At 37.2% G+C, this 13303-nt stretch carries 9 protein-coding genes; 5 read left to right on the top strand and 4 right to left on the bottom strand.

Translation table 11 applies throughout. The features are described 5' to 3' along the window. Genes lpxB through ACXAGS_RS03670 form a run of 3 tightly spaced genes read left to right on the top strand, consistent with a single transcriptional unit; the run spans position 1 to position 3713 of the window. On the top strand, positions 1 to 1110 hold the full coding sequence (gene lpxB / locus ACXAGS_RS03680) for a lipid-A-disaccharide synthase (RefSeq protein ID WP_474904609.1): 1110 nt from the start codon (positions 1 to 3) through the stop codon (positions 1108 to 1110). Positions 1111 to 1141: 31 nt separating this feature from the next. Then, positions 1142 to 1684, top strand: coding sequence for a C40 family peptidase (locus tag ACXAGS_RS03675; RefSeq protein ID WP_474904607.1), 543 nt, complete (start codon positions 1142 to 1144; stop codon positions 1682 to 1684). Position 1685: 1 nt separating this feature from the next. After that, on the top strand, positions 1686 to 3713 hold the full coding sequence (locus ACXAGS_RS03670) for a ComEC/Rec2 family competence protein (RefSeq protein ID WP_474904605.1): 2028 nt from the start codon (positions 1686 to 1688) through the stop codon (positions 3711 to 3713). Here the strand turns inward: ACXAGS_RS03670 and ACXAGS_RS03665 are convergent. Both ACXAGS_RS03665 and ACXAGS_RS03660 read right to left on the bottom strand, forming a co-directional pair. After that, a complete protein-coding gene (locus ACXAGS_RS03665; RefSeq protein ID WP_474904603.1) occupies positions 3710 to 5245 on the bottom strand; it encodes a peptide MFS transporter in 1536 nt (511 codons plus the stop codon). The genes ACXAGS_RS03670 and ACXAGS_RS03665 overlap by 4 nt on opposite strands. Before the next feature lie 26 nt (positions 5246 to 5271). Beyond that, positions 5272 to 7431, bottom strand: a complete 2160-nt coding sequence (locus ACXAGS_RS03660) for a S9 family peptidase (protein WP_474904601.1) — start codon at positions 7429 to 7431, stop codon at positions 5272 to 5274. Between the two features lie 134 nt (positions 7432 to 7565). On the opposite strand from ACXAGS_RS03660, the gene ACXAGS_RS03655 reads away from it, so the two are divergent. Next, positions 7566 to 8873 (top strand): hydroxymethylglutaryl-CoA reductase, degradative, encoded by a 1308-nt coding sequence (locus tag ACXAGS_RS03655; RefSeq protein WP_474904599.1) that lies wholly within the window; start codon positions 7566 to 7568, stop codon positions 8871 to 8873. Further along, positions 8874 to 9782: a GYDIA family GHMP kinase gene (locus ACXAGS_RS03650; RefSeq protein WP_474904597.1), complete on the top strand. Its 909-nt coding sequence runs from the start codon at positions 8874 to 8876 to the stop codon at positions 9780 to 9782. It abuts the gene before it with no gap. On the opposite strand, the gene ACXAGS_RS03645 is transcribed toward ACXAGS_RS03650, so the two are convergent. Together ACXAGS_RS03645 and ACXAGS_RS03640 are read right to left on the bottom strand one after the other, a co-directional pair. After that, positions 9779 to 11899 carry a SurA N-terminal domain-containing protein gene (locus ACXAGS_RS03645; RefSeq protein ID WP_474904595.1) on the bottom strand — a complete coding sequence of 707 codons (2121 nt, stop codon included), beginning with the start codon at positions 11897 to 11899 and terminating at the stop codon, positions 9779 to 9781. The genes ACXAGS_RS03650 and ACXAGS_RS03645 overlap by 4 nt on opposite strands. Positions 11900 to 12008: 109 nt before the next feature. After that, positions 12009 to 13301 carry a hemolysin family protein gene (locus tag ACXAGS_RS03640; protein ID WP_474904593.1) on the bottom strand — a complete coding sequence of 431 codons (1293 nt, stop codon included), beginning with the start codon at positions 13299 to 13301 and terminating at the stop codon, positions 12009 to 12011. Positions 13302 to 13303 lie beyond the last annotated feature (2 nt).

Raw genomic sequence — 13303 nt, 5'->3', positions numbered from 1 at the left:
ATGAAATATTACATCATCGCTGGCGAAGCTTCTGGAGATTTACACGGCTCTAATTTAATTAAAGCACTTAAGGAACAAGACCCAAATGCAGAAATAAGATGTTGGGGCGGCGATTTGATGCAGGCGGCAGGTGGCACCTTGGCCAAACATTATAAAGAAATGGCCTTTATGGGTTTTTTTGAGGTTATAAAAAATCTGTCCAAAATATTCGCCAATATAAAATATTGCAAAACTGATATTACCCAGTTTAAACCAGATGCCATTATCTTTATAGACTTTTCTGGTTTTAATCTACGCATAGCAAAATGGGCAAAAGCAAACGCCTATAACACGCAGTATTACATTAGCCCCCAAGTTTGGGCATCTAGAGCTGGTCGTGTACATAAAATAAAGGCATACATTAACCATATGTATGTTATACTTCCTTTTGAACAAGCTTTCTATAGCCAATACAATTACCCTGTTAACTTTGTTGGGCATCCGCTTTTAGATGCCATTTCCCAAACCGAACAAGTAAACTCGGAGCAATTTAGGAATACCAACAATTTACACCCCAACAAACCAATTATTGCCTTACTGCCTGGTAGTAGAAAACAGGAGGTAGATAAAATGCTAACGATTATGTTAAGCATGGCTCCATTATTTACAGACTACCAATTTGTAATAGCTGGCGCCCCCAGTCTAGACAATAATTTTTACGAAAAGTATTTAAAAAAAGGCACGGTAAGTTTTGTAAAAAACAGAACCTACTCCCTGTTGAGCCATTCTCACGCCGCATTGGTAACAAGCGGAACTGCAACGCTAGAAACCGCGTTATTTAAAGTACCACAAGTGGTCTGCTATAAAGGCAATTGGGTTTCTTACCAAATAGCAAAACGAATCATTACCTTAAAATACATTTCACTTGTAAATTTAATTATGGACCAAGAGGTTGTTAAAGAATTAATACAAGATGAATTGACCCCAAAAAACTTACAGAAGGAGCTAACCAAAATTGTTAACGGGAATGCTAGGGATAAGATGTTAGCCGATTATGCGTTATTAGAAAAAAAGCTAGGCGGTGCTGGAGCCAGTGAAAAAGCAGCAAAATTAATCGTAAAAAACACCTAACTTTAAAAACGATTGTTCTTAACCCCTTTCAATGCATAAAAAGTTTTTGCTCTTGGTTTTATCTATATCGCTCACAAATTGTGTGGTTAAGAAGAAAACTACTTATGCAAAAGCGAAAACGGTTACCATAGAAGCCGACCAACCTTCTGAAACAGCTCCTAGAATTCGTAAAAAGAAAAACAAGGAACTAGAAAAAGCAGATGAAATTATAAACATTGCTTTACAATTTACAGGCACAAGATACAAGTTTGGTGGTACTACCAAAAAAGGAATGGATTGCTCTGGACTTATCTACGTTGCTTTGTTAGAAAACAATATTCCTTTTCCACGTGCATCTTACCAGATGGCCACAGAAGGAAAAAAAATTAATCTATCCCAAGTACAGAAGGGCGATTTACTTTTTTTTAAAACTGGTAGAAAAAGCAAGCGTATAAATCATGTAGGCTTGGTTGTTTCTATAGCAGACGATGAGATAAAATTTATACACGCCACCACTTCAAGAGGGGTAATAGTGTCTTCCCTACGAGAGGGGTATTGGAGTAATAGTTTTGTAAAAGCCAATAGAATCTTATAGCATGCGGTTATGGGATTTTATATCCGTACGCATTTCCTTGGGTATTACCTTGGGCATATTAATCAATAACCAATTAAAACTTGCCGCTTTATATTGGTTACTACCCTTTTTAATTTTAGTATTGTTTTTTGGCGCAATTCATAAAAAGCGAAAACATACGGTACAACCAATTACCAACCTAGCATTTTTCATAAACAGCCTATTATTAGGAGCACTAGTTCACAGCCTTACGCTTCCAATTAATCAAAAGCTTCATTACAGTCATAAAATTACTTCCAATCCGCAACAACTTACGCTTACTGTACAGTCCGAATTAAAACCTAATTCCTATGCTAGAAACTATATTGTAAATGTAAACAGTTTGTCTAACACTAAAACCAAGGGGGTAGCCCTATTAAACGTTTTTAAAGACAGCTTAAATGGGCAAGGTTTAGAACCGGGAGACCAGTTGGTGTCCATTGCTACAATAAAATCTATTTCTGCACCTCTAAATCCGTATCAATTTAATTACAAAAAATATCTGGCCAGTCAAGATATTTATTATCGAATTCAGCTACAACCAGAGCGGTTTAAAAAGTTGGAGGAGAAAAATACCACACTATTTACACTAATGGCCAACTACAGAAATCATATTATAAGCCGTTTAGAAAAAGAAGGTTTTGGCAATGAAGAATTGGGTATTATACAAGCTTTGATTTTAGGTGATCGTAATTCTGTAAATCAAGAAGTACTAGAAGACTATAAAAATGCTGGAGCGATACATATCCTCGCAGTTTCTGGTCTTCATATTGGAATTTTACTGTTACTCATCAATTTTATACTCAAACCTTTAGAACGCCTTCCCTACGGAAATCAAATTAAACTACTGCTAGGTTTACTTCTTTTGTGGATGTTTGCCTTTTTAGCTGGACTATCCCCTTCTATTGTGCGGGCTTGTACCATGTACTCTTTTCTTGCCTATGCCTTATTACTCAATAGGCCTACAAACACTTTCAACCTACTGGCATTATCGTATGTAACCGTATTGTTGATTAACCCACTTAACCTTTTTCAGGTAGGGTTTCAATTGAGTTATGCCGCAGTGTTGTCCATAGTTTGGCTACACCCTAAACTAATGCTACTTTGGTATCCTAAAAACCTATTTTTCAATAGAATATGGCAGTTGCTAGCGGTTAGCATTGCCGCTCAATTGGGTGTGCTCCCATTAAGCCTGTTTTATTTTCACCAATTTCCAGGATTGTTCTTTGTAGCCAATTTATTAATTGTTCCTTTTTTGGGCGTTATTTTGGGCCTTGGTTTATTAACCATAGCCTTAAGTATGCTCAATGCTTTACCTGCCATTTTAGTAAACCTATATAATAGTCTTATTAAATTGATGAATTACATCATCAAGTTAATTGCAGAGCAAGATGCGTTTGTTTTGACCAACATAAGTTTTGATTTTTTTGAGGTTATCCTAAGCTATGCATTTATAATTTTTAGTGTTTTGTATTTTTCAAAACCAAAAAAGGATTTACTAGTAATTTCTATTGGTGCTTTAGGTATTTTTTTAGGTGTACTTTTATTTAAAGAGCTAAAAGCTAGTAATAGGATAAATACTTATATACTACATCAAAACCAACAGAGTACCTTACTATCTCAAAACGGGTTCTATTTAAATTGTTTTACCAACAGCGCTAAACACCAATACTTCACAAAAAATTACATAATTGCTGAGCGCGTAAAGTATGTGACCACAAAAGAACTTCAAAACGCATACACAATAAACCAAAAAAAATTATTTAGGATTGATAGCAATCTTGTGTTACCACAAAGCCATACAAAAGTAGATTACTTATGGCTTACCCATAATCCTAAAATTAATCTTAACCGTTTACTAGAGCAATGCAAACCAACCGTGGTTATTGCAGACGGTAGTAATTATGCCTACATGAGTGCTCTTTGGCAAAAAACCTGTCTGAAAAAAGAAATCCCTTTTCACGACACGCGTAAAAAGGGAGCTTTTCTATTTCCGATGGGTACTGATTAGTGAACGTTCCCCATTAGTCTTTTAATTAAAGGTGAAGCCAGGATCACTAACAAGCCTGCACCTAAAGAATATTTTGCTATCAGCATAAAACCGTCCGTATAGACGGTAAGTGTTTCAAAACCAGAAATAGTTCCGTCAGAGCTTTCAATAGCAAGTTGTTTACCTATAAAACCAACAACTTGAAACGCAAATGCCGAGGACAAGAACCAGACTCCCATCATAAAAGCAACAATACGTTTTGGAGATAAATCCGTGATTTTTGATAAACCAACGGGAGACATGAACAACTCACCAACAGAAAGTAAAAAATACATTAACAACAAATACGCAAAGGGTACATAGCCACTTTCGTTGGCGCTTGCCCCACTTATGGCCAATGCATAGAAACTAATACCGGCAAATAACAATCCCATCCCAAATTTGTACGGTGTTCTAGGATTTAAATTCTTTTTGGATAACCACTGCCATAACATAGAGATTGGTATGGCTAAGATTATAATCCACATAGAGTTTAAAGAGTTGGTTTGCGAAGCAGACATAATACCTTCCAAATCCACGTTTCTAGCAGCAAACAAGGTTATTACACTTCCAGATAATTCATGAAAACCCCAAAAAATGGTCATAAAAAAAGTGATAAGAACAGCTACAAACAGTTTTTTACGCTCATCTGGGGTTGCTTGTACCATGATGTAGGTTAAATATCCTAAAATAGAAACACCTATCAGCTTAAATATAATGTTTACGATGTTCTGATCGCCCAACCACGTACCTTCCTCTCCCAAAGCTTGGTAAGAAGACAATAGATAGGCTATTACAGGTACCGAAGCAAACGCTAATATGGGCACCAAAATACCTTGTTTAATACCGGCTACCTTCTTATCTATATTTCCATTGTCTGGTGGTAAACCTTTGTCTCCAAAAACACCTTTTTTAATGCCACTCCAAAAAACAATTAAACCGGTTAACATACCTATACCGGCCAAACCAAAACCATAATGCCAGCCATATGCCGCAGCCAACCAACCACAAAGTAATGGAGCTACCCATCCACCAATATTAATTCCCATATAGAAAATGGTAAATCCAGAATCTTTTTTAGGGTCTCCATCTTTATAGAGCGACCCTACAAAAGTTGATATATTGGGTTTAAAAAAACCGTTCCCCGCTATAATCAATGATAAGGCCAAAAAGAAGGCTACATTATTTTCTATAGCGAGTACAAAATGCCCCAAAGACATTAAAATACCACCTAAAAAAATAGAGTTTCGCATTCCTAAAATACCGTCGGATATTCTACCTCCAATAACTGTAGATGCATATACCAACGATCCGTAAGAGGAATAAACTGCTGCGGTTGCGTAATCTTTTTTAGCCAAAGCCTCAAAAATTACATCTACCATGTAAAGGGTAAGAAGGGCGCGCATACCGTAAAAACTGAAACGCTCCCAAAGCTCTGCGAAAAAGAGATAGAACAATCCTTGCGGGTGCCCTAATAACTGCTTTTCGCTAGCCGGTGTTATCATTTCTGACATATATTGAGTTAAGTTTAGTTACTAGATTATAAGTTCTCCTTAATGAAATTGGTCATTTTGGTATATAGGTGCAATCTGGTATTACCACCATATATTCCATGGTTCCTATCTGGATAAATTGCCCAATCAAATTGCTTATTGGCCTGTACCAAGGCCTCTATCATACGCATTGAATTTTGTACGTGTACGTTATCATCACCCGTACCATGTACCAACAAGTATTTACCTTTTAACAATTCTGGATAGTTAAATGGCGAATTATCATCATACCCACTTGCATTTTCCTGTGGCGTTTGCATATAACGTTCCGTATAAACGGTATCATAAAAACGCCAGCTGGTAACCGGTGCTACCGCAATGGCCATCTCAAAAGTATCATTCCCTTTTAAAATTGCATTGGTAGACATAAAACCACCATAACTCCAACCCCAAATACCAGTTCTATCTGCATCTATATAGGGTAACTTACTTAACTCCTTTGCAGCTGCTATTTGATCTTCCACTTCATATTTACCTAATTCTAATTGCGTAACTTTTTTAAAGTCCCTACCCTTAAAACCGGTACCACGACCATCTACGCAAGCTATGATGTAACCCTCGGCCGCTAGCAATTGGTGCCAATAATCATTGGCTCCTCCCCATCTATTAGCCACTTGCTGGGAACCAGGTCCACTATACTGAAACATGAATAGAGGATATTCTTTATTTGGGTCAAAATCTACAGGCTTGTACATGTACATATTTAACGCATTACCATTTATAGTAATGGTACTAAATTCTTTTTTGGCCAGATTATAACCTTCTAATTGCACTAGTAAAGCTTTGTTGTCTTTTAAATCGGCAACCTTTTTCCCATTGGATGCTTTGTGCAGGGTAAATTCATAAGGTATAGTGGCACTGGAATAGGTATTTATGAAGTAACTATAATCGCTACTAAAAGAAGCACCGTTAGTACCCTCTTTGTTGGTTAACCTAGTCTTATCGGAACCATTGCTGTTAATATGGTAAACATCTCTATTAATGGAGCCATTTTCTGTAGACTGATAAAAGATACGGTCATTGGCTTGGTCGTAACCATAATATTTGGTCACTTCCCAAGGCCCCTTAGTAATTTGATTCATTAGATTACCATCTTGGTCATACAAATAGACATGATTGTGACCGTCTCTCTCGCTTGTCCAAATAAAACTATCGTCTTCAAGAAACGTCAAATCATCTGTTACGTCAACATAGGCATCATCTGTCTCTTCCAATAAAACTTCAGTTGAATTATCTTTAGCATTCACCGCAATCAACTTCATTATGTTTTGATGCCTATTTAAGGTTCTAACACTTAAATAATCAGCATTATTCATCCATTTTATTCTAGGTATATAGTAGGGATTGCCTAGGTTTACCTCAGAAATAGCCCCAGAACTTACGTCTAGCATGTGTAAACTTACTTTGGCATTTTCCTCTCCTGCCTTTGGGTATTTAAATTGATATTGGTATTGGTAAAGGTCTTGCCCGTAAACATCCATAGAAAAGTTTGGTACATTGGATTCGTCAAACTTTAAGAAAGCAATTTTAGTACCGCTACTGTTCCATGCAAACGCCTGTACAAATGCAAATTCTTCCTCATACACCCAATCTGTGATACCATTAATTATTGAACCTGCTGAACCATCAGTGGTCAATTGTTTGGTTTGCTTGGTCTTAAGATTAAATAGGTAAAGATTGTTTTCTTTGGCGTAGGCAACTTTTGTACCATCTGGAGAAAGTTCTGGTTCCTGTATTTTATCATCGGAAATTTTTACCAATTCCTTTGATTTTACATCGTATACATAATACACACCCAGTCTAGAATGCCTAAAAATCGGTTCAATCTCTGTGGCAAGTATTATTTGAGATTCATCATCAGAAAACTCATAGGATGTAAAAAAGGGAATAGCATCATTAGAAGCTACAATAGTAGCTACCTTTTTTTGCGTCTTATAGTCATATTTATCCAAACTGCTTCCTTGCGGATTACGGCTAAAGTTTAGAACGGTGTATTCTTTACCATTGTTCATAGAGCGCAACGCATCCATATACTCGGTACGAAAGGCACCTCCCCATATTTCTTCAAGGGTAATGTCTTTTTTTTGCGCTGTTAGCCCGGTCAAAAATAAAATGCTGCTGGTAACAACTAAAAATAGTCTGTTCATTTATGTTAATTATTGATTTAAAACCCCCAAGTTTACTAATAATTTACGTAAAAATCACACTCTAGGTTATATTTGAAACACAAATAACAAGCCAAAACCGTTAAAGATTTATCTTTGAAATTTAAGTTGATATTATGCAGAGACCGGTAAATGGTTTTTCTAAGTTATCCAAACAACAGAAAATTGAATGGATTGCAAACGAATGCACCCAAGACCCAGAAAAAACCAAGAAACTTTTAGAAAAGTACTGGAACCCCGATTCGGATTTACAAAAAACACATGATGAGTTTATAGAAAATACACTTTCTAATTTTTACCTACCCTATGCAGTAGCTCCAAATTTTCTAATTAACGACCAGCTATTGGCCATACCCATGACCATTGAAGAGAGTTCCGTGGTTGCAGCAGCTAGCAAGGCTGCTAAATTTTGGCTAAACAAAGGTGGTTTTAAAACCGAAGTCTTGGGGACCGAAAAAATTGGACAAGTGCATTTTATGTACCATGGCCAAAAGGATAAACTGGTAAGCTTAATCCAGGCATTGCAACCTAAGTTTATGGCAGATACCGCAGCCATAACCAAAAACATGAATAAACGCGGCGGTGGTATTAGCGCTATACATTTAAGAGACAAGACAGACCAACTAGATGGTTACTATCAATTACACTGCACCTTTGAAACGCTTGATGCCATGGGTGCAAATTTTATAAATAGTTGTTTGGAACAGTTTGCCACAACGCTAGAAAATGCCGTTGCCATACATCCAGAATTTGTAAATGACAAGCCAGATGTTGTCATGAGTATTTTGAGTAACTATGTGCCAAACTGTGTGGTAAGGGCTAGTGTAAGCTGCCCAATTACCAATACTAAATCTGAAAACAGCGTATCCAGAACCTTTGCAGAAAAGATGTATCAGGCGGTTACCATTGCTAAAACTGAACCGTTTAGAGCTGTTACCCATAACAAGGGTATCATGAATGGGATTGACGCCGTTGTCTTGGCAACCGGTAATGATTTTAGGGCTATAGAGGCCGGGGTACATGCCTACGCAGCCAAAGACGGTAAATACAGCAGCTTAACCCATTGCAGCGTAGAGAATGATGAATTTAAATTTTGGATAGATGTTCCGTTAGCGTTGGGCACCGTTGGAGGTCTTACATCCTTACATCCTTTGGTTAAACTAAGCTTAGAAATCTTAAAAAAGCCTTCTGCAAAAGAATTAATGCAAATAATTGCGGTGGCCGGATTGGCCCAAAACTTTGCTGCCCTTAGGAGCTTAGTTACTACAGGAATACAAAAAGGCCATATGAAGATGCACTTACTAAATATTCTAAATACCCTAGGTGCCAACGATAAAGAAAAAGAAAAATTAGTGGCGCTCTTTAAAGAGCAGACCGTAAGTAATGCTGCTGTAACCGAGGCATTAGAAAATCTACGTAGGTAAATGACAAATACGTTTTACAGTAACGGTAAGCTATTGCTCACGGGAGAGTATGCTATTTTAGATGGTGCTACAGGTTTGGCCATACCTACAAAATATGGACAGTGGCTTTATGCGGACGAAACAACCAAGCCATGTTTAACTTGGCTTAGCAAAGATGCGGACGGAAGCGTATGGTTTCAGGCAGAATTTAGCTTACCCACTTTAGAGATTAAAGAAACTAACGACATAGATAAGGCGGAAGTTCTTAAAAAGATTTTTAAAGCGGTTAGAATTCAAAAGCCTGATTTTTTAGACCATAGCGGCAGTGGATGGCAAATTGAAACAAAACTTAGCTTTCCTAGAAATTGGGGCTTGGGTTCCAGTTCTACTTTAATAAACAACATAGCCCAATGGACCCAAGTAGATGCTTTTGAATTATTAGGGCAAACCTTGGGCGGAAGTGGTTACGACCTTGCCTGTGCACAACACATGCAACCTATTTTGTACAAAATAGACTTGGGTAAACCTCAAGTATTACCGGTAGGCTTTAACCCTGTATTTAAAGACAAATTGTTTTTCATTTACTTGAATAAAAAACAAAATAGCAGAGATGCCATAGCCACTTATCGAAAGCAGATTTTTAATAAGGCGGATCTTATAGCGCAAATAAACAGAATATCTCATTCACTTCTTGAAACGGAAAGCATTGAGTTATTTGAATCGCTATTAATTGAACACGAAATAGCCATAGGGTCCATTTTAGGCCAATCTCCGGTCCAGAACAAATTCCCTGATTATTTTGGTGCTTTAAAAAGTCTTGGTGCCTGGGGAGGTGATTTTATTTTAGCTACGGGAAATGAAAAAACCCCTGACTATTTTAAAGCCAAGGGTTTTGATACTGTTATTCCTTTTACGGATATGGTTCTTTAATAGAATGTAGCTCTGTTATCTTCTATTTCCGCACCTTCTTTTAAAGCGTTGTACACACCTGAATTAACAGAATTCTGATTCTGTGTAGACAGGGTTTGGGCAAATGTGCTGAAGTTTGGCAACTTAACACCTTGGTTCTTTTTATTCAATTTAACCATGTAAACACCAGTTTCGCCTTCTAACAATCCTGAGGTTGAACCTTCTGCCAAGGAAAAGGCTTTACCTACAACATAAGGCTCACGCCCAGCACCGGGAATAGTTGGAGACTTTCTGGTTACTGCAGAAGCAGTAGCAACAGTTACATTGTTATCTTTGGCAAAAGCATCCATTGCCTTACCTTTATTGTTAGCTATTATCTGAGCCGCTTTTTTCTCTTTTCTAATTTTTGGTAATACCAATGCAGAAGCATCTTCTGCAGACATTGGTCCTTCTTTGTATTTTTTGGTTAACTGCACTACGGCATAACCACTGGCCAAATCAAATCGTTTAATATCGCCAACACTAGTCTCTTCGTTAAAAGCCCATTGTACAATATTACGTTGGGCGGACAAACCAGGAAGGTTTTCGTCCATCTCTGCAATTTTGTTAACTGGTCTAACTGTGTAATCACTTTCTTTAGCAATATCATCAAAAGCATTTGCGTCCGCGTCAGAAACCTTCATTTCAAACTGTGTTGCGTCTGTGAACAATGCATTTACGGTTTCTTCAGAAGGCTCTACTTCCCTAGACAATGTAGCTACTTGCACCACATCTTGCTTATCGTCTACCTTAATGATATGAAAACCAAATTCAGTTTCTACCAAACCAATAGCATCTACAGGGTTGCTAAAGCAAAAGTCATTAAACTCATCTGCCATTACCCCTTCTTGGAAATATCCTAAATCTCCTCCTCTTGGTGCAGAAGGGCCATCTGAATTATCTCTTGCCAATACGCTAAATTCCGTATCTGCCTTTTTAGCTTCAGCCAACAAACGTTTAGCCTCTGCTTCTGCCTCTTCCTTTGTTCTTTTTATAGACGCGTTTGCTCTTGTAGCTCCTTCATAAGCAATTAAAATATGACTTGCCTTTACGGTACCATTGGCTTTTCTATCCATCATTTTAGTAACCTTGTAAGAAGAACCATCTTTGTACGGACCGTAAGTTTCACCAACGGCAAGTGCCATAATTTGATCTGCAGCTACCGCTGGCAAATCGCGCTTGGCCTTGTAAATAGTATCGAACTTTTCATCAGAATTTCTATCCAAGAAAGCCGCCATATCTTTAGTAGTCTTAAATCCTGCAATAGTGTCTGTAGTATTGGCTGCCTCGTTAAATTCTACCGTATCTCCCAAAAGTGCGGTAACCGCATCTTTAACCGCCGTTTCATCTGCAGTTGAAGGTTTTTCTTCAAAGAATACAAATCGAATATCCCTAGCTTTTTCTTGCTTGTATTCACTTTGATGTTGCTTTACGTAATCGGCAATTTCACTTTTGCTTACCTGTATGGTACTATCTGCAATTGAAGTGTACGGCACACGAACGTACCCTAAATCTACTTTGTCATTAGCCAATTGATAATCAAATTCACCCTCTGCCAAGGTAGCACCTACTCCAGATTTAATTAAGTTAAAATAGATTTGTTCTTTCGCCGATTGAATAATGGACTTTTCTATAGTCAACCAATTATCGTACAATAATGGTTGTGTCTCTTTCCAATCCGCAATGGTAGATTTAAACACCTCTGCATCAAAAACTCCATTTTCATTTTGAAATGAAGGGTCTTGCGCGTATCCTGTATTTTTAATAAAATCTACAATTTGATCACTTTCAACATCAATGCCTAAACGTTCAAATTCTTGATTTAAAAGTGTACTTCTTACTTCTTGATCGTAAACACGATTAACCAGTTGGGTGGCAGAAAAATTTTGACCAAACTGCTGTTGGGCCAACTCTAGTTTTCTGGTAAATTCTTCTCTACCTATTGCCTCTCCATTTACTTCTGCTACTATAGAGCTAATTTTTCCACCAGAAAAATCACTCCCTGTAAAGATTCCAGAAATAACAAACGCGAACAAGGCCAAACCAATTATTAAAATTAGTACCGTAGTTCGCTTCCTAATATTCTCCAATATTGCCATTTGCGTACTGCTTTATGCTAAATTCAGTGGGCGAAAATACCATTTTCTTTTTAAAATAGAAAGCTAAAAATACACCCGTAAAAGGATTGGAAAGGGAATAGCGGAAATGCTATTTATCTTCTTCTGTCTTATGCAGTTCTACCAAGTCTATCTTATTATTAGAGACTTCTACAATTTTAAGCAAGAACCCTTCTATTTTAATTTCATCGTCCTGCCTTGGAATATCTTCCGTAAAATTGGTGATAAAACCACCTAGGGTCCCATACTCCTCGCTCTCTGGAAGCTCTAACTTGTAGTTTTCGTTAAGGTAATCTACCTCTAACCTAGCAGAAAATTTAAAACTGTTTTCTCCTAAATCTTCTTCAATTAAATCTGTGGTGTCGTGTTCGTCTTCAATTTCGCCAAACAATTCTTCTACAATATCCTCTACCGTCATAATACCAGATGTACCTCCATACTCGTCCAATACAACAGCCATACTTTTGCGCTTACGAATTAAGACGTTTAAAATATCATGAATAAGCATGGTTTCTGGCACAAACTCTACCGGCCTTAAAATATGTTTAATGGTTTTTGGCTTTTTAAACATTTCATAAGAATGAACATAACCAATAATTTCTTCTATAGTTTCTTTATAGACCAGAATTTTAGAATACCCGGTTTCTACAAACAGATTTTTAAGGTTCTTGGTGGTCTCTTTAAGTTCTACCGCCATAATCTCTGTCCTGGGCACCATTACATCCCTAGCCTTAACCTCTGAAAACTCTAATGCGTTTTGGAATATTTGAATCTCTGAGTCTACCGCACCTTGTTCTTCTACCGCTTCCATTTGTTCAGAAATATAATCGCCTAACTCTAGCTTGGTAAAGGCCAACTGTACTTCATCTCCATCTGTTTTTAAAAAATATTTTAAGATGAAATCTGAAATTTTAATTACAAACCAGGAAATTCCAGAAAACAATAAATAAAAGAAATAAGCCGGAAGCGCTAATACCTTAAGGAGGGTATTGGCATATATCTGAAACAATACTTTTGGAAGAAACTCTGCTGTAATTAAGATTACAAGGGTAGAAATTACCGTTTGGGACAACAAACTAAATTCTACCAATAGTACATTTAAAAAATTAGATTGGGTAGGCACCATGGACTGAAACCACATCATAAGCAAATCGCCCATGAACATACCATACACCACCAGGGCAATATTATTACCAATAAGCATGGTGGCAATAAATTTTGAAGGCTTTTCCGTTATCCAGCCCAAAACCTTTGCCAAGAAACCTTCTTGCTTTTTTTCTAGCTCTATGTGTATTTTGTTTGCAGAAACAAATGCAATTTCCATTCCGCTAAAAAAAGCAGAGAACAACAAGGATATTGCTATAACAAAAATGGCTGTACTCAACG

Source organism: Croceivirga sp. ABH4_376 (assembly GCF_056160685.1).
The sequence above is the reverse complement of the archived record's forward strand: the minus strand, read 5'-3'. Positions and strand labels throughout refer to the sequence as shown.

Bases quoted from the DNA above. Each gene is read 5' to 3' on its own strand.
- ACXAGS_RS03660 (WP_474904601.1), bottom strand. From the start codon at position 7,431: ATGAACAGACTATTTTTAGTTGTTACCAGCAGCATTTTATTTTTGACC.
- ACXAGS_RS03645 (WP_474904595.1), bottom strand. From the start codon at position 11,899: ATGGCAATATTGGAGAATATTAGGAAGCGAACTACGGTACTAATTTTA.
- ACXAGS_RS03665 (WP_474904603.1), bottom strand. From the start codon at position 5,245: ATGTCAGAAATGATAACACCGGCTAGCGAAAAGCAGTTATTAGGGCAC.
- ACXAGS_RS03670 (WP_474904605.1), top strand. From the start codon at position 1,686: ATGCGGTTATGGGATTTTATATCCGTACGCATTTCCTTGGGTATTACC.
- ACXAGS_RS03650 (WP_474904597.1), top strand. From the start codon at position 8,874: ATGACAAATACGTTTTACAGTAACGGTAAGCTATTGCTCACGGGAGAG.
- ACXAGS_RS03675 (WP_474904607.1), top strand. From the start codon at position 1,142: ATGCATAAAAAGTTTTTGCTCTTGGTTTTATCTATATCGCTCACAAAT.
- ACXAGS_RS03655 (WP_474904599.1), top strand. From the start codon at position 7,566: ATGCAGAGACCGGTAAATGGTTTTTCTAAGTTATCCAAACAACAGAAA.
- lpxB (WP_474904609.1), top strand. From the start codon at position 1: ATGAAATATTACATCATCGCTGGCGAAGCTTCTGGAGATTTACACGGC.